The following is a 16403-nucleotide window of genomic DNA, read 5'->3' as shown; positions in this document are numbered from 1 at the left end:
CGAGGGCCCGCCCCCGAGCGGCGGGTATCCGTGGAGGACGCTGAATGGTCGGACCGAGTCTCACGCCGTCGGAGCGAGACGTCGCCAGCAGACGACTGCAGGCGGGGTTCGTCGGTCTCGTCGGGATTTCCGGGGCACTCATCGCGGTCCAAGCGGGCGGGTCGCTCTCGATCATCACCGCCGGGTTCGTCGCCGGCCTCGCACTCGGGATCGTCCTCCTGTGGTTTTTACTACGCTGGTGGGCGGAGTTTCTCCCCTCGCCCCGGAACGACCGCTGATTTTGACAGCGTCAGGTCGGGACGACCGATAGCGTCTTATTTCGCCGCCCGCAGGTACGCCACGTGAAACTGCGCGGCCGCATCGTCGACGTCGGCGACGAGCGCGAGGTGGACACGAAGTACGGGTCGCGGTCGCTCGCGGAGGTGACGCTCCGACCCGATGGGGGCGGGACGACTCTCGACGGCGGCCAGACCGACTCCGGCGGCCCTAACCACGGACAGCGGACGTTAGATGACGACACCGGACAGCGGACGTTGGGTGCCACCGACGAACAACCGACGCTGGACGACACCGACGACCAAACGGCGCAGTGCGAGGCCGACCCGGGGACGCTTCGACTCACGCTCTGGGGGAAGTGGACCCACACGGTCGAACACGCCGAGGAGGGAATGGAGCTGCTCGCGATCGACGTCGAGGAGTCCGAGTACCGCGGGGAGACGACCTACGCGACGAGCGGCGACTCCCGCGTCGTCCTCGAACCCGGGTTCCTCGTCGACGTGACGGACATCCGCTCGTGGGTACAGTGCCCGCGGATGTACTACCTGAACAAGCTCTCGGGGATTCCGCTGAACTACCCGGTCGTCAAGGGGACGATCGTCCACGAGGTGTTCGGCGATCTGCTGCGCGACCGCGACCTGGCCGATTCGATCGACGAGCGCGTCCGGGAGGCGGGGCTGGAACTGGGCCTCCTCGGGCACGACGCCGGGGAGGTGCGCGACGAGGTGCGGCGTAACGCCGCCGCGATCGAGGGGTGGCTCCAACAGGGGACGCTCACCGAGGAGGACGCCTGGCGCTCCGAATACACGCTCATCTCGCCGACGTTCGGGATCAAAGGGCGGGCGGACGCGCTCCGACGCGGGATGCCGGTCGAACTCAAGACGGGCAAGAACACCAACCGCGAGCCGCGGTTTCAGGACAAGATCCAGGCGGCCGCCTACGCCCTGGTGCTCGCAGAGCGGGGCGTTCCGGCCGACACGGGGACGCTCCTGTACACGAAGAACACGGCGCTGGAACGGAACGAGGAGACGGGCGACCTCTCGCCCGCCAAGGAGTTCTCGATCGGTGACGGCCTGCTCGACTTCGTCGTGCGGACGCGAAACGAAATCGCGGCGATGGAGTTCGACTCCTCGGTTCCGACGGGCTACGAGGCCGACGCCCGCTGTGAGTACTGCTTCGAGCAGGACACCTGTATGGTCGTCTCGGGGCGACTGGACCAGGAGTCGAAGGCGGGAGGGATCGGCGAGGCCGTCCCCGAGGGCGAACGGGAGTACTTCGATCGGTTCTATCGCGCGATCGAAGCCGAGCGACGGGAGGTCCACGCGGAGTACCGCAAGCTCTGGGAACAGTCCGTCGAGGAGCGCGCCGCCGACGACCGGGCGCTGATCGACCTGGAGCCGATCGATCGACGGGAACTCGAGGACGGCCGCTGGGAGATGCGCGCGAGAAAGTCCGGCGATGCGGTCTCGAAACTCCGACAGGGAGACGTCGCCTTGGCGAGCGACGGCGACCCGGTCTCGGGGCACGCCGAACTGTGCCGGATCGTCGAACTGGGCGAAGAGGTGGTCGTCACCGCCGACGAACCCGTGTCGGTACGTCGGCTCGACGTCTATCCCTCGGAGATCGGCGTCGATCGGATGCTCACGGCGCTCCACGACTTCGTTTTGAAGGGCGATCCCGACCGAAAGGACGTGCTGTTCGGACGGCGGGAACCCGAGTTCGCCGACGGTGCCGCGCCGGGGGACGACGGGGGAGACCGCGAGACCTACGTCGACAACAACGCGGCCCAGGACCGAGCAGTGCAGATGGCGATCGACGCCGAGGACCTCGCGCTCGTCCACGGGCCGCCGGGGACGGGCAAGACGTACACCATCGCTCAGATCGTCAACGCACTGGTCGACCGCGGCGAGCGCGTGCTGCTCTCGGCGTTCACGAACCGCGCGGTCGACAACGCGCTGGAAGCGATCCGCGAACAGGGCGTCGACGACGTCGCGCGCGTCGGGACCGAGAACGGCGTCCGCGAGGATATGCTGGACGTCCGGCTGGAACGCGACGGCGACCCGAACGAGCGCGCCGCGGCGCTTCGGAACGCCTCGGTCGTCGCGGCCACGACCGCCACCTGCGGATCGCGCGTGATGCGCGAGGACTCCTTCGACGTCGCGCTCGTCGACGAGGCCTCACAGCTCACGGAGCCGAGCACGGTCGCGGCCGTCGAGCTCGCGGACCGGTTCGTCCTCGTCGGCGACCACGAGCAACTGCCGCCGGTCGTGCGGGCCGGCGAGGCGCAGAGCGCCTCGGAGTCAGCGAGCGGCGGGGAGCCGCGAGCGGAGAACGACCTGGGAACCTCGCTGTTCGAGCGGCTGATCGAGACGTATCCGGACGCCTCGGTGCTCCTGGACAGGCAGTACCGGATGAGCCAGCGGATCCAGGCCTTCTCCTCTCGGGAGTTCTACGACGGCGCGCTCAGACCGGCGAACGGCGCGGTCGCCGCCCAGCGGCTCTCGGATCTCGGCGTCGACGAGGCGGCGCTCCCGCCGGAACTGCGCGACCCCGTCGCGTTCGTCGATCCCGACGGCGAGCGCGTCGGTAACACGAATCCGACGGAGGCCGACCGCGTGGCCGAGATCGTCGACGCGTACGTCGCCGCGGGGGTCGATCCCGACGACATCGGCGTCATCGCCCCGTTCCGCGCGCAGGTGGCCGAAATCGGCCGGCGGACGGACGTGACCGTCGATACGGTCGACCGGTTCCAGGGGTCGGCCAAGGAGGCGATTGTCGTCTCTTTCGTCGCCGCCGGCGCGCTCGACGGGCCGATATTCGAGGACTACCGACGCATCAACGTCGCGCTCACGCGGGCGAAGAAGGCGCTGGCGCTCGTCGGCGACGCCGACGCGCTCTCCACGGATCCGTTCTACGCGCGGTTGCTCGACTGGGCGCAGCGGTAGCTCGCTCTTCCCGTTACCAGAGGAACGCGGGCCAGACGAACCGGAACAGGAGCCAGAGTAGCCCGGTGAGAACGACTGTCATCACCAGATTCAGGACGACGCCAGCTCGCAGCATGTGCCGTTGCTCGACGTATCCGGATCCGAAGACGATCGCGTTCGGCGGCGTCGCCACGGGGAGCGCGAACGCGAAGCTCGCCGCGATCGCGCCCGAAACCGCGAGAAAGACCGCCGTCGAGACCTCGGTGACGCCGAGCCGCACCGCGAAGACGCTCCCCAAACTGAGCAGGATCGGGATGATGATCGTCGCGGTCGCGGTGTTCGAGGTCATCTCCGTCAGGAAGACGACGAGGAGCACGACCACGCCCACGACGAGAACGATCGGCGTTCCGGTGAGCGAGGTGAAGACCGTACTCGCGATCCAGTCGGTCGCGTCGGTGGCCGCGAGCGATTCGGCCAGCGAGATGCCGCCCCCGAACAGGAGGATCGTCCCCCAGTCGACGTCGGCTAGCTCCTCCCACTCCATCGTGTCCGCGAGCACGAGCGCGGGGATCGCAGCGAGGCCGACCATCACGTAGTAGAGCAGTCCTTGGTGTCCGTCGACGCCGAGGACCGTCGCTCCGTCCCCGCCGAAGATCATCGTCGCCCACGCCGTCGGCAGCGCGGGAGCGAAGAGCTCTCCGAGCCCGCCGAGGACCCACAGCGACGCCGTCGCGGTGAAGACGTACGCCACGCGCCGTCCGCGCGGACTCAGTTCGCCCTCCGCTTCGAGGACGTTCTTCGCTCCCGTCCTGGCCGCCTCGACGGACGTCATCCGCGGCGGGTAGAGGTGAAAGGTGAGCAGGTACCAGACGAGCGGGAGGGTGACGGCGACGATCGGAACGCCGACGAGCAGCCACCGCGCGAACCCGATCTCGTAGCCGAGGATCCCGTTCAACTGCGCGGCGAGAATCGCGTTCGGCGGCGTTCCGATGAGCGTGCCGACGCCGCCGATGCTGGCGGCGTAGGCCGTGCCGAGCAGCATCGAGACCTGTAGGTTGCCGAACGGCGTTTCGTCGCGTTCCTCCTCGCCGATGCCGCCCGCGACGTGCTGCTTCGGGACAGTCGCGACGGCGTCCCGGCCGAGCACCTGCGCGAGGATGCCGACGGCTATCGGGGTCATCATCGCGGCCGTCGCCGTGTTCGACACCCACATCGAGAGGAACGCGGTGGCGAGCATCACGGCGGCGACGAGTCGACGCGGCGAGGTTCCCATCCTCGACAGCAGCCACAACGCGATTCGACGGTCGATGTCGTACTTCTGCAGCGCGTTCGCCAGCATAAACCCGGCCAGAAACAGGAAGACGATGGGATCCGCGAACCCGGCGAGCGCGACGTCGAGTTCCGCGTACACCCCGAACGCGGTCAGCACGAACGGGATCGAGAGTGCCGTCACCGGCAGCGGCAGCGTTGCGGTCACCCACAGGAAGCCCGCGAAGAACATCGTCGCCAGCGCGTACTGCCCGGGGGTCGAGAGCCCGCTCGGCGACGGAGCGGCGGCAACGAACCCCGTACCGATGACGGCGACGCCGAACAGGACCGCCCGACGCTGGCTTCTGGAGTTTCCGAGGGGTCTCATCAGTAGAACGACCGTGTGAACTGAGTGACACCGCCACTGGACTAAAGTTCGAGGGTCCGAGACGGGAAGGCGGTCACGGATCGCGATCCTCGTCGGCGTCGCCGATCGACTCCAGCACCCGCTCGTGGAACTCCTGCAACACCGCGCTCTCGTCTTCGGCGAGGACGACGTCGCTGGCGAGCAGCGTCGCGAGGCCGAACGCCCGCGGCGTGGGGGAGTCTACCCGTTTCGTGACGACGTCGACGTCGCCTCCTCGGACCGCTCCGAGGACGTCTTCGACGGCCGCCAGGTTCAGTTTGTCCTCGACGATCTCGCGGTAGGTCTCCTCCATCACCGCGAACTCCTCGAGGCCTTCGGCGAACGAAAGCAGCATCTCCGCGGACACCTGCTGTTCGGCCGCGGACTTCTCGTAGCCCTTGTAGCGCTTCAGGATCATCAGCGAACGCGTCGCGTTGATCCGGAAGTAGCGCTTGAGGAGGTCGGTCCCCTCGAGCGCGTCCCGGAGATCCGAACGCACCGTCTCGGGGTCGAGGTCACCGAGGATCCCGCCGACGTCGACCTTCCGGTTCAGCGGCATCGAGAGCGAGAAGCCGTTGTCCGCGACGGCGATCTGGACGTTCGCGTTCGATCGGCTGGCACAGTGCGCGGCGACCAGCCGGGAGAGGCCGTCGTTGAACCGCCGGCCGTACGTCGAGTGGACGTAGAAGTGTCTGCGGTACGCCTCGCGATCGAGCGTCTCCTCGACGACGATCCGCTCGTCGGTGGCGACGCTGTCCGCGCCGGCGTAGCGGCGCTGCTCGTCGAACAGGCGCGTGATCGCCCGGACCGCGTTCTCGTCGATCGGGAACGACCGGAGCCACTCGCGGACTTGGGGGGGACCGCCGGCTTCGAGTCGGTCGATCAGATCGGACTGAAACGCGGCGATCTCGCGGCCGAGGTCGTACGACAGCGGCAGGCGTTCGGAGAACCACGAGGGAACCGTCGCCTGCTGGCTCGTCGGGTCGACGTACACCTTCGAGCCGCGGCGGTAACGGTAGGCGAAGCGGTTGCCGCCGAGGACGAACACGTCGCCCTTCTCTAAGGTGTCGAGGTAGTCCTCGTCGAGCGTCCCGACCCACTCGTCGCCCCGCCGAGTCACCACCTCGCAGGTGAACGAGTCGGGGATCGTCCCGAGGTTGGTCATGTAGATGACGCGAGCGAGACGCCCGCGCTTCCCGAGCAGCGGTTCGCCGACGTCGAACGCCTCGTAGTGGTGTTCGCCGTCCGGCGCGTCGTTGGTATCGCGCCAGACCTTCGCGTAGACGTTCTTCGATTCGAGGCCGTCGTAGTCGGCGGTGAGATACCGGAGCAGTCGCTCCCAGTCGGCGTCGGTGTAGTTCCGGTAGGGGTAGGCCCGGCGGAGCGTCCCCAGCACGTCGGCCTCTCGCCGGACGTCGTTGATGGCCATCCCGTAGACGTGCTGGGCGGCGACGTCGTGGGCGTTCTCCGGGACGAACACCCGGTCGACGAATCCCGCTTCGGCCTTCCGAACCATCACCGCGCACTCGACGAGTTCGTCGCGGTCGAGCGCGATCACGCGACCCTCGACCGTCTGTCCGAGGCTGTGCCCCGCGCGGCCGACGCGCTGGAGCAGCGACGCGACCGACTTCGGCGAGCCGACCTGGACGACCAGATCAAGGTGCGGCATATCGATCCCGAGTTCCAGGCTCGTCGAGGTCGTCACGACGTCCAGCGAGCCGTCTTTCAGCCCCTCCTCGACGGCCTGTCGACGCTCCTTCGAGAGGCTGCCGTGGTGACAGCCCGAGTTCGACTCGTCGTAGTCGTCGAAGCGCCCGCGGAGGTTCTCGAGGACGCGCTCCGCGCCCGATCGGGAGTTGGTGAACACGAGCGTGTTCTCGTGGGACTCGACGAGTTCGTGCAACCGGTCGTAGAACCCCGACTGGACCGCCGTCCGGGGCGTGTGAATCAGGTCGTCGGTCGGACACTCGACCCGCAGGTCGAAGTCGCGGACGAACCGGGTGTCGACGATCTCGTGTTCCCGTGGATTCCCCTCGCCGTCGTAGCCGACGAGGAACTCCGCCATCTCCGAGAGCGGTTCGACGGTCGCCGAACAGCCGATCCGCGTCGGCGACGCGTCGGCGAGGTCCTCCAAGCGCTCTAAGGAGACCGACAGGTGCGTTCCGCGCTTGTTCGCCGCGAGGCTGTGGATTTCGTCGACGACGACGTACTCGACGGAACGAAGCTTCTCTCTGAACTTCGGCGCGTTCAGCAGGATCGCGAGCGTCTCCGGCGTCGTGTTGAGGACGTGCGGCGTCTCCTCCAGCATCCGCTGTCGGGCCGCCGGGTCGGTGTCGCCGTGGCGAATCGCGTGACGCACTTCGACGTCCTCTCCGCGGTCCGCCATCCGCTCGCGGATTCCTTCGAGCGGCACGGTGAGGTTGCGGTGGATGTCGTTCGCGAGCGACTTCAGCGGCGACACGTACAGGCAGTAGACCGTGTTATCGAGGCCCTCTTCCTGCTCTCGTCCGCGACGAAACAGGTCGTTGAGGATCGCTGTAAAGGACGCCAACGTCTTTCCCGAACCAGTCGGCGCACAGACGAGCGCGTTCTCTCCCTCGTCGACGAGCGGGACGGCTTCCCGTTGCGGCGGCGTAAAGAACCCGCCGTTCTGTCCGACGTAGCGGCCGAACTCCTGGGCCCACCACTCTCGAACCGCCGGTTCGAGTCTATCGAGGACGTCCTCGTCGGCGATTTCGACCGATTCGGGGTCGAACTCGAACGGCCCGTTCCCGAGGGCGCGGTCCGAACCGATCGCGTCCTCGGCGTCCGAGCCGCCCGTTTCAGGGACGTCTGAATCGTCCGTTTCACCGGTTCCAGAGCCGCCACCACCGGTATCGACGTCGTCGACGCCCGCTTCTGCCTCGGCGGCGACTCGTCGGAGTAGTTCTCGCCCGGGCGTCGGCATCGTCCGTAGGTAGGAGCGAACGAATAAGTGGGTTCTGCCCGACCCCGCGAGAGGATTCATACCGCCAGACCGCCCACGACCATCGACCAGACGGCGATCCGTCGGCGTCGCTGGCACGTTCACCGTCCGGGGGGAGTGCGTGGCGAACAGTCGGCACACCGCCGGCGACGACGCCCCCGTCACGGCGTCGTCGCTCTCGTCCCCGCGCCGGCGTGCCGAGCAACCGCGGCCCGACGCGGGGTCAGGTTCAGATCACGGCGACGTTGGCCGCCCGTTCGCGTATAAACCTACGCCGGGTGGGAGTCGACGCTCGTTCCGAACGACTTTCGGCCGCCCCGCCGTACGCGACGGTATGCAATTGACGTTCCTCGGGACCGGCAGCGCGATGCCCCTCCCCGACCGAGTGCAGGCGGGGCTGCTCCTCCAGCGGGAGGACCGGTCCCTCCTCGTCGACTGCGGCAGCGGTGTCCTCCACCGGCTCGCCGGCACGGACGTCGGCTACGAGGGCGTATCGACGGTGCTCCTGACGCATCATCACCTCGACCACGTCGCCGACCTGCTCCCGCTGTTGAAGGCGCGCTGGCTGGCCGGCGAGGAACACCTCGAAGTCGTCGGTCCCGCGGGGACCAAATCGCTCGTCGACGACCTGCTCTCCGTCCACGAGTACCTCGACGGACGCGTCGACCTGAGCGTACGCGAGGTCGGCCCGACCGAGTTCTCGGTCGCCGGCTTCGACGTCTCCGCGACGGAGACGACCCACTCGGTGGACTGTCTGGCCTACCGGTTTTCCGCCGAGGGCTCCGACGGCGACGTCGTGGTTTCGGGTGACGGCGAGGCCGAGGTGCGTCTCGCGAGGTTCGCCGACGGCGCCGCCGTCCTCGCGCACGACTGCTCCTTCCCGGACGACGTCGACGTCTCGAACCACCCGACGCCGTCGCAACTCGGCGAGGCGCTCGCGGGCCGCGATATCGGGCGCGTCTACCTGACGCATCTCTACCCCCACACCGAGGGCCGCCACGAGGAGATGCTCGACTCGATCGGGGCGCGCTACGACGGCGACGTCCGGTTCGCCCGCGACGGCCTGCGCGTCGGGGTCGAGTGAACGGACCGCCGCGACCGGTCGGAATCGCTATTTCGACCGTTCTGATCCCAGTTTCGAGTCGTCGAGTTCCGAGACGGCGATCAGCAGCCTCCCGTCGTCGAGCGCCGTCACCATCTTCGACTCGGTGAACGTACTGCCGTCGGATCGCAGCCCTCGACTCCGACCGCTCCACTCCCCGCCGCGCCGGACGATCGGCAGGACGTGCGTGCGGATGTGCTCGACCTCCTCCTCGGGGTGCAGTTCTGTCCAGTGTTTGCCCTCGACGTCCTCGGAATCGTAGCCGTAGAACGACGCGTAGGTGTCGTCGGCCGCCTCGAAGCGTTCGTCGCTGCCGACGACGCCGACGCCGTCGAGTTCGGTCTCGGCCTCGGGATCGAACTGCCCGCCGCCTTCGACGGCGTGTTCGACCCGCCGGATCAGCATCGTGTACTGGCCGGTTCCCCTTCCCTTCCGGAGGTAGTCCGTGAGACCGGCGCGGATGATTTCGGCCGCGACGTCGTTCGTCTCCTCGCCCGAGAAGAGCAGGAGGGGGAGTTCGGGATGCGTCTCGCGGACGGCTTCGAGGAACTCGATCCCGTTCATCTCTGGCATATTGTAATCGCTGATCACGCAGTCGAACGCGGAATCCTCGGACCGGATTCGATCCAGCGCGTCGACCGGCGACGTCTCTGTCGTGACCGTGCAGTCGATGTCGTTCGAGTCACGTTCTAGGAACGTCTTCACGAGTCCTCCCAGATCCGGGTCGTCGTCGACGTGGAGGATCGAGAGGGGGTCGTCGGTCGAGGTCACAATCGGCGTACGGTCGCCGAAAAAAAGGATATTTCGGCCGGCTCGGTGTGCTGATCACGACGCACCCACACGCCGTTCGTCCCGCAGTGCGCCGTTCGATCCACAGCCCACCGTTCGGGTCACGACGCGGTGATCGTTCACCGACGCAGCGATCGTTCCGCGACGCGGCAACTGTTTACTCGCTCCGGACAGAAGGAACTGGTATGACCGACGTCATTTCCGGACTCGAGGGCGAACTCCGATCGAACGGGATCAGCGTCGAATCGATCGACCGGGGCGGCGAGACCGTCGATCTGGTCTACCTGACCGCGTTTCCCGACGTCACCGTGAACCACCAGGAGATGGGACGCGCGCTGCGGACGTTCATCGACGCCGCCGAACACGACGAGTGGGAACCGAAACGGGTGGAGGCGACGGTCATCCGCCACGAGGACGACGTCCAGGGAACCTGGTACGCCGAGCCCGAGTGGTTCCGGGGGTACCTCGAGTACGACATCAGCGGCGAGGAGTTCTCCGCGCGTGTGATCGAGACGCTCTCGGAGGACGGACAGTGACGATCCGCCGTCCCGAGTCCGACGGGAGCGACACGGGCCGCGACGCGCGGCGCGATACCGCTCGCCGGCGTCGACCCTCCCGCTACGACTTCTCGACGGTGAGGATGACGTTCCGCAGCGGCGACGAGCGGTGCGTGGGTCGGCTCTATCGACCGGACCAGCCCTCAGACCCGGCGCTGGTCGTCCTCGCCGGCGGCCCGATCGGTGCCTCGGGCGTCGGCCTCGACCGCTACGCCGAGCGCCTGGCTGCGGCCGGGTACGCGGTCTTCCACTTCGACGAGCGCTACACGGGCGACAGCGACGGCGAACCGCGGAACCTCGTCTCGCCGCCGCGGCAGCGCGCCGACTGGGAGGCGGCGCTCTCGGGACTGCGGGGACGCAGCGACGTCGCGACCGACCGGACCGTCCTCTGGGGGGTCGACCTCGCCGGCGGCACCGTCCTCGACGTCGCCGCCGACGATCCGCGGATTCGCGCGGTCGTCTCCCAGACTCCGATCCTCTCCGGGCGGGCGTTCCTCCGCGACCGCGGGCTCGGGTTCCTCGCGCGCGGCGTGCTCTCCGGCATCCGCGACGTGTTGCAGTCGCGGCTCTTCGGGTTCCACTCGATCCCCGTCGCCGACGACGGAGGCGGCGGCCGGCGCGGCCTCTCGCTCGTCTCGACGCCGAGCGCCCACCGCGGCTACCGCGACGTCGCCGGCGACGACTGGGACGGACGACTCCCCGCTCGGTCCCTGCTCGCGCTGGCCCGACACGTCGGCGACCCGGACCGGGAGCGACTCGCCCGTCCTGTCCTGTTCGTCGGCGGCACCCGCGACGACGTGGTCCCGATCGAATCGATCGAGGAGGCAAGCGAGGAGATCGCCGACGCGACGCTCGTTCGGCTCCCGTCGGGGCACTTCGACCTCTACGACGGAACCGGCTTCGAGCAGGCGGTCGGGCACGGACTGGCCTTCCTCGACGCCGCAGTCGAGGAGTGACGGACGCCATCGAGTCGACCTCGCTGATCGCCCGACGCGGTCGCCGCTTCTTCGCCGGACGCGCCTCCGGCGCAACCGTCTTTTAGCTCCCGGACGCACTTTCGCCGATGAACGCCACGCGAACCGTCGAACTCGACGGTCACATCATCGACTCGGGGACGATGCAGCGCGCCTTCGGGATCGTGATGGACCTCGGCGGCACCTTCGAGATCGAGACGTTCGACGTCGGCAGACACAAAGACGAGACCTCCTACTGCCGGATGGAGGTCGGTGCCGACGACGAGGAGACCCTCCGGGAGATCCTCCACGAGCTCCACCAGAACGGCGCGAACCTGGCGGACCCGGTCGACGCCCGTGTCGAACCCGCGCCCGCCGACCAGGTCGTCCCGGCGGGCTTCTACTCGACGACGAACCACCCGACCGAGATTAGATACGACGGGGAGTGGATCCCCGTCGAGCACATCGAGATGGACTGCGCGATCGTCGTCGAGCAAAGCTCGACGAGCAACCAGAACTCGGAGAGTTCTGGTGACGTTGTCGAGGAGGGCGGAGGCGAGGATTCCGTCCGCGCGCGGACGAAAGTCCTCAACGCCATCCGGGAGGGCGACCTCGTCGTCACCGACGAGGTCGGGATCCGCGTCAAGCCGCCCGACCGCCCGCGGGATTCCTCCGGCCCGTTCGGATTTATGCAGGGCGGCGTCTCCGCGGAGCGGCCCTCCGAATCGCTCATCGAGGAGGTCGCCGACGCGCTGGTCGAGACCAAAGCGCGGGGGGAGTCAGTCCTCGTCGTCGCCGGGCCGGCCGTCATCCACGCGGGCGGCGGCGACGACCTCGCGCGACTGGTCCGGGAGGGATACGTCGATATGCTCTCGGCGGGCAACGGCTTCGCGACCCACGACATCGAACGCGGCCTCTACGGGACGTCGCTGGGGATGGATATGGAGACGATGGAGCACCCGCGAAAGGGTCACAAACACCACATCTACACGATCAGCGAGGTCATCCGCGCCGGCGGCATCGAACCCGCCGTCGAGGACGGACTGATCACGGAGGGCGTGATGTACGAGTGTGTCGAGAACGACGTCCCCTACGTGCTCGCGGGGTCGATCCGCGACGACGGGCCGCTGCCAGATACGATCACCGACGCCGTGGAGGCTCAGGAGGCGATCCGCGAGCAGGCCAGGGAGGCCGACCTCGTCCTGATGCTGTCGACGCTGCTGCACTCGGTCGCCGTCGGCAACTGCCTGCCGTCGACGACGAAGGTCGTCTGCGTCGACATCAACCCGGCGACGGTGACGCAACTGCTCGATCGGGGGAGTTCCCAGGCGATCGGGATGGTGACGGACATCGGCACGTTCGTCCCGATGCTCGCCGACGCGGTGATCGAGGCGGACGAGTAGCGCGCGGGCGGCGGTGTCCGTTCTCGCCGGCCGGTCACTCGTCGACTTCGACGAGCGGGACGACCGCGATCGGTCGGTTCGAGTGGAGGAGAATCCGCTGTGCGGTGCTGCCGAAGACCACCTTCGCGGTCGGGTTTCGCTTGCGGATCCCCATCACGATCTCGTCGGCGTCGACGTCCTCGGCCTGTGCGAGGACGTCCTCGTAGGGGGCGTTGTCGCGGACGTACTGGTGGGTCTCGACGGTGGCGAACCCGCCGAGACGCGAGGAGACGACCGTCAGCGACTCCTCGCCGTCCCGGATGTCCTGGCTGTCCGTCTCGTCGCCGCCGCGGTGTGAGTTGACGGCGTGAATCTCGTCGCTCGTCGAGACGCGGTCGACCAGGTAATCACAGAGTCGCGCGCTCGTGTCGACGTGGTTCGTCGCGAGTACGTACGTCGTCATACTACGACCCCCGTGTGGTACCACCAAAAAGGCACCTCACGGCGGCTGAAATCGCGTCGCCGGGGATGTTATATACGTCAGTGCTGTGAACGTGTTGACAACCGATGGACTGGCACAGTCGAACCGCCGACGCGGTCTGTGAGGCGGTCGAGACGACGCCCGTAGGATTGACGCCTCAGGAAGCCGCCGAGCGGCTTGCCACGGGGGGCCCGAACGAGATCACGGGCGATCACGGCCGCGGTCCCCTGAAGATCTTCCTCGCGCAGTTCTCGAGCGCGCTCATTTGGGTGCTGATCGTCGCCGCCGCCCTCTCGTTCGCCATCGGACATCTGGTGGACGCCGTCCTCATCGCGATCATCCTGCTCGCGAACGGCCTCTTCGGGTTCGTCCAGGAGTACCGCGCCGAGCAGAGCCTCGACTCCCTCCGCGCGATGGCGGCTCCCGAGGTCCGGGTCCGCCGCGACGGCGAGGAGACGACAGTCGCCGCGACCGAACTCGTTCCCGGCGACGTGGTGCTCCTGACACAGGGCGACGTCGTTCCCGCCGACGCGCGCCTGCTGGAGGCGGGGAACCTCGAAGTCGACGAGGCGGCGCTGACCGGCGAGAGCGTCCCCGTCCCGAAGGAGACCGAGCCGATCGACGCGGAGACGCCCCTCGCCGAGCGGTCGAACATGGTGTACAAGGGGACGAACATCACGCGCGGGCACGCGGAGGCCGTCGTCGTCGAGACCGGGATGGACACCGAGATGGGCGAGATCGCGACGGCGCTCGTCGGGGCCGACGATCCCCAGACGCCGCTGCAGCGCGACTTAGATCGACTCGCGCGCCGGCTCGGGATCGGCGTCGTCGCGCTCTCGGCCGTGATCGTCCCGCTGCTCATCTTCCAGGGGCGCGGCATCGTTCAGGCGGGACTGACAGCCGTCTCGCTGGCCGTCGCGGCCGTTCCCGAGGGGCTTCCCGCGGTGGTGACGCTGACGCTCGCGCTGGGCGTCCGACGGATGGCCGACGAGAACGCCCTCGTACGGACCTTGCCCGCCGTCGAGGCGCTCGGCTCCGTCGACGTCGTCTGCACGGACAAGACGGGGACGCTGACCGAGGGCGAGATGCGCGTTCGGTCCGCGTGGCTCTACGACGAGACGTTCGACGTCGGCGGCGACGCGGCCGACGTTGACGCTGGTGACTCCGACGCCGGCGACCAGGCAACGGGGGTTGCGAACGGCAGCGGCGACAGCACCGCGACCGACGATCGATTCGATCTGCTGTTCGAGATCGGAGCCGTCTGCAACGACTCGACCGTCGAGGAGGGCGACCCGACCGAGCGCGCCCTCGTCGCGGCCGCGGCCGAGCAGGGCGTCGACGTCGAAGCGCTCCGGGAGGAACGCCCTCGCCGCGACGAGGTTCCGTTCTCCTCGGAGCGGAAGCGAATGGCGACGATCCACGACGACGTGGTCTACGTCAAGGGCGCACCGACGGTGGTGCTCGAACGATCGACCCGGGTGCTCGGTCCCGACGGCCCCACTGAACTCGACGCGGAGACGAGAGACCGGATCGCCGCGCAGGTCGAGGCGTTCGCCGGGGACGCCCTTCGCGTCCTGGGATTCGCGTACAAGGAGCGCACGGACGAGGGCGGCCCCGAGGAGAACCTCGTGTTCGTCGGCCTTCAGGGGATGCTCGACCCGCCGCGCGAGGAGGTGCGGTCGGCGATCGCGGACACTCACCGCGCGGGGATCGAGGTGAAGATGATCACCGGCGACAACGCGCTCACGGCGAGCGCCATCGCCGAGGGGATCGGCATCGATCCGACGGTGTTGACCGGCCAAGAGATCGAAGCGCTCGACGAGACGGCGCTCCGCGAGCGCGTCGACGAGGTCGACGTGTTCGCCAGAGCGGAACCGACCCACAAGGTCCGGATCCTCAAGGCGCTGCAGGCGAACGGCCACGCGGTCGCGATGACCGGCGACGGCGTCAACGACGCGCCCGCCCTGAAGAACGCCGACGTCGGCATCGCGATGGGGATCCGCGGCACGGACGTGGCGAAGCAGGCCAGCGACATCGTGCTGCTCGACGACAACTACGCGACGATCCGCAACGCGATCCGCCGCGGGCGGACGATATTCGACAACCTCTGGAAGTTCGTCGCGTACCTGTTGAGCGCCAACGCCGCGGAGGTCGCGGTAGTCTTCCTCGCGTCGCTGTTCGGCTACCTCGTCCTCCCGGCGGTTCAACTCCTCTGGATCAACCTCCTGACCGACGGGTTGCCGGCGCTTGCTATGGGCGCCGACCCCGGCGGCGACGTGATGGACCGGACGCCGCGGGAGCGATCCGCGGGGATCATCGACGGCGAGATGCTCGGGTTCATCGGCGGGGCCGGCCTGACCGCGACCGCCCTGTTCCTCGGGCTGCTGTGGTACACGCTCGACGGCGCGGCCTCGGTCACGCCGTACGCGATGACGATGGTGTTCACCGGGTTCGTCGCCTTCGAGTTCGTCAAACTGTACGTCGTCCGCTGGATGCGGGGCACGCCCGCCCTGACGAACCCCTGGCTCGCCGCGGCCGTCGGCGGCTCCCTGCTGCTTCAGCTGGCGGTACTCTACACGCCGCTGAACGAGTACTTCGGAACGGTCCCGCTCGGCCTCGGCGACTGGCTGCTGCTGGGAACCGTGTTCCTCGTCGGCGCGCCGGTGCTAATGCTCGTCGGCTGGCTCCTCAAGCGACGCCGTGGGGACGAGGCCGGGGCGGTCCCAGAGCGGGTCACCCGGGCAGGAACAGATTGATCACGGCGACGACGAGCCCCGCGAGCGCCATCCGGAGCGCCGAGACGTACCACTGCTGCCCTGCGATGGTGCTCATGTACGCGCCGAACACCGCGAGGACGCCGATACCGAGGGCGACGCCGATCACGCCCGCCTCGGCCATCGTCAGCACCCCTCCCTCGAACAGGAACGGGACGAGCGGGATCAGGACGCCGATGAGCGGTCCGAGGCCGCTGGCCGCCGCGTGGACGAACCGCGCGCCTCGCCGTTCGCGATGGACGCGCGTGTCGTCGAGGTCGATCAACATCGCGCGCTCGATGCGGAGGATCTCCGCCCGCGTTTCGGCGCGTTCGATCTCCCAGACGCTCCAGAGGGCCGAAGTTCCCAGCCCCACGGCGGCCCCGAGTCCGATCTTGACGACCGTCATCCCGTCGGGGATCCCCGACAGCACCGCGCCGACGATGACGCCGATGCTCGTCAGCGTCCCGTCGAACCCGTTCGAGACGAAGTATCGCCGGGAGATGGCGCGGACGTCCTCGCGTTCGAGGAGGCGTCGGAGCACCGCGAGCCTCGACGACACGGCGA

Annotated in this window: 12 protein-coding genes; 7 read left to right on the top strand and 5 right to left on the bottom strand. The window is 68.3% G+C overall.

The genetic code is table 11. The features are described 5' to 3' along the window. Window positions 1-44 precede the first annotated feature (44 nt). Both NO876_RS04490 and NO876_RS04485 read left to right on the top strand, forming a co-directional pair. The gene (locus NO876_RS04490; protein ID WP_256420481.1) at window positions 45-278 is read left to right on the top strand and encodes a hypothetical protein; all 234 of its coding nucleotides are present in this window, start codon (window positions 45-47) and stop codon (window positions 276-278) included. Between the two features lie 63 nt (window positions 279-341). After that, window positions 342-3221 (top strand): AAA domain-containing protein, encoded by a 2880-nt coding sequence (locus NO876_RS04485; RefSeq protein WP_256420480.1) that lies wholly within the window; start codon window positions 342-344, stop codon window positions 3219-3221. A gap of 13 nt (window positions 3222-3234) precedes the next feature. Here NO876_RS04485 and NO876_RS04480 read toward each other — a convergent pair whose 3' ends face one another. Further along, complete coding sequence (locus tag NO876_RS04480) at window positions 3235-4836, bottom strand: SLC13 family permease (RefSeq protein WP_256420479.1); 1602 nt, start codon at window positions 4834-4836, stop codon at window positions 3235-3237. Between the two features lie 73 nt (window positions 4837-4909). Next, window positions 4910-7801: an ATP-dependent helicase gene (locus NO876_RS04475; RefSeq protein ID WP_256420478.1), complete on the bottom strand. Its 2892-nt coding sequence runs from the start codon at window positions 7799-7801 to the stop codon at window positions 4910-4912. 352 nt (window positions 7802-8153) lie between these two features. On the opposite strand from NO876_RS04475, the gene NO876_RS04470 reads away from it, so the two are divergent. Further along, a complete protein-coding gene (locus NO876_RS04470) occupies window positions 8154-8903 on the top strand; it encodes an MBL fold metallo-hydrolase (RefSeq protein WP_256420477.1) in 750 nt (249 codons plus the stop codon). Window positions 8904-8930: 27 nt separating this feature from the next. Here NO876_RS04470 and NO876_RS04465 read toward each other — a convergent pair whose 3' ends face one another. Further along, window positions 8931-9692 (bottom strand): response regulator, encoded by a 762-nt coding sequence (locus tag NO876_RS04465; RefSeq protein WP_256420476.1) that lies wholly within the window; start codon window positions 9690-9692, stop codon window positions 8931-8933. A 203-nt stretch (window positions 9693-9895) separates the two neighbouring features. Between NO876_RS04465 and NO876_RS04460 the strand changes: the two genes are divergently transcribed. The 3 genes from NO876_RS04460 (at window position 9896) to NO876_RS04450 (ending at window position 12623) form a co-directional block, all read left to right on the top strand. Then, window positions 9896-10246 (top strand): DUF8159 domain-containing protein, encoded by a 351-nt coding sequence (locus NO876_RS04460; RefSeq protein WP_256420475.1) that lies wholly within the window; start codon window positions 9896-9898, stop codon window positions 10244-10246. After that, window positions 10243-11223 (top strand): alpha/beta hydrolase, encoded by a 981-nt coding sequence (locus NO876_RS04455; RefSeq protein WP_256420474.1) that lies wholly within the window; start codon window positions 10243-10245, stop codon window positions 11221-11223. The genes NO876_RS04460 and NO876_RS04455 overlap by 4 nt, the downstream gene beginning before the upstream one ends. A 107-nt stretch (window positions 11224-11330) precedes the next feature. Further along, window positions 11331-12623, top strand: coding sequence for an ornithine cyclodeaminase family domain (locus NO876_RS04450; RefSeq protein ID WP_256420473.1), 1293 nt, complete (start codon window positions 11331-11333; stop codon window positions 12621-12623). Window positions 12624-12657: 34 nt separating this feature from the next. Here NO876_RS04450 and NO876_RS04445 read toward each other — a convergent pair whose 3' ends face one another. Beyond that, window positions 12658-13065: a universal stress protein gene (locus tag NO876_RS04445; RefSeq protein ID WP_256420472.1), complete on the bottom strand. Its 408-nt coding sequence runs from the start codon at window positions 13063-13065 to the stop codon at window positions 12658-12660. Between the two features lie 104 nt (window positions 13066-13169). Here NO876_RS04445 and NO876_RS04440 point away from each other — a divergent pair, with 104 nt between their 5' ends. After that, on the top strand, window positions 13170-15839 hold the full coding sequence (locus tag NO876_RS04440; RefSeq protein ID WP_256420471.1) for a cation-translocating P-type ATPase: 2670 nt from the start codon (window positions 13170-13172) through the stop codon (window positions 15837-15839). Here NO876_RS04440 and NO876_RS04435 read toward each other — a convergent pair. Beyond that, window positions 15817-16398 (bottom strand): VIT1/CCC1 transporter family protein, encoded by a 582-nt coding sequence (locus NO876_RS04435; protein WP_256420470.1) that lies wholly within the window; start codon window positions 16396-16398, stop codon window positions 15817-15819. The two genes, NO876_RS04440 and NO876_RS04435, sit on opposite strands and share 23 nt — an antisense overlap. Window positions 16399-16403: the final 5 nt, after the last annotated feature.

Origin of the sequence: Halobellus rarus (genome assembly GCF_024494595.1) — an archaeon.
Classification (GTDB): Archaea; Halobacteriota; Halobacteria; order Halobacteriales; family Haloferacaceae; genus Haloquadratum; species Haloquadratum rarum.
The sequence above is the reverse complement of the archived record's forward strand: the minus strand, read 5'-3'. Positions and strand labels throughout refer to the sequence as shown.

Excerpts from the sequence above, each read along its gene's own strand:
- NO876_RS04490 (WP_256420481.1), top strand. The coding sequence starts at position 45 with ATGGTCGGACCGAGTCTCACGCCGTCGGAGCGAGACGTCGCCAGCAGA.
- NO876_RS04480 (WP_256420479.1), bottom strand. The coding sequence starts at position 4,836 with ATGAGACCCCTCGGAAACTCCAGAAGCCAGCGTCGGGCGGTCCTGTTC.
- NO876_RS04475 (WP_256420478.1), bottom strand. The coding sequence starts at position 7,801 with ATGCCGACGCCCGGGCGAGAACTACTCCGACGAGTCGCCGCCGAGGCA.
- NO876_RS04470 (WP_256420477.1), top strand. The coding sequence starts at position 8,154 with ATGCAATTGACGTTCCTCGGGACCGGCAGCGCGATGCCCCTCCCCGAC.
- NO876_RS04460 (WP_256420475.1), top strand. The coding sequence starts at position 9,896 with ATGACCGACGTCATTTCCGGACTCGAGGGCGAACTCCGATCGAACGGG.
- NO876_RS04450 (WP_256420473.1), top strand. The coding sequence starts at position 11,331 with ATGAACGCCACGCGAACCGTCGAACTCGACGGTCACATCATCGACTCG.
- NO876_RS04445 (WP_256420472.1), bottom strand. The coding sequence starts at position 13,065 with ATGACGACGTACGTACTCGCGACGAACCACGTCGACACGAGCGCGCGA.
- NO876_RS04440 (WP_256420471.1), top strand. The coding sequence starts at position 13,170 with ATGGACTGGCACAGTCGAACCGCCGACGCGGTCTGTGAGGCGGTCGAG.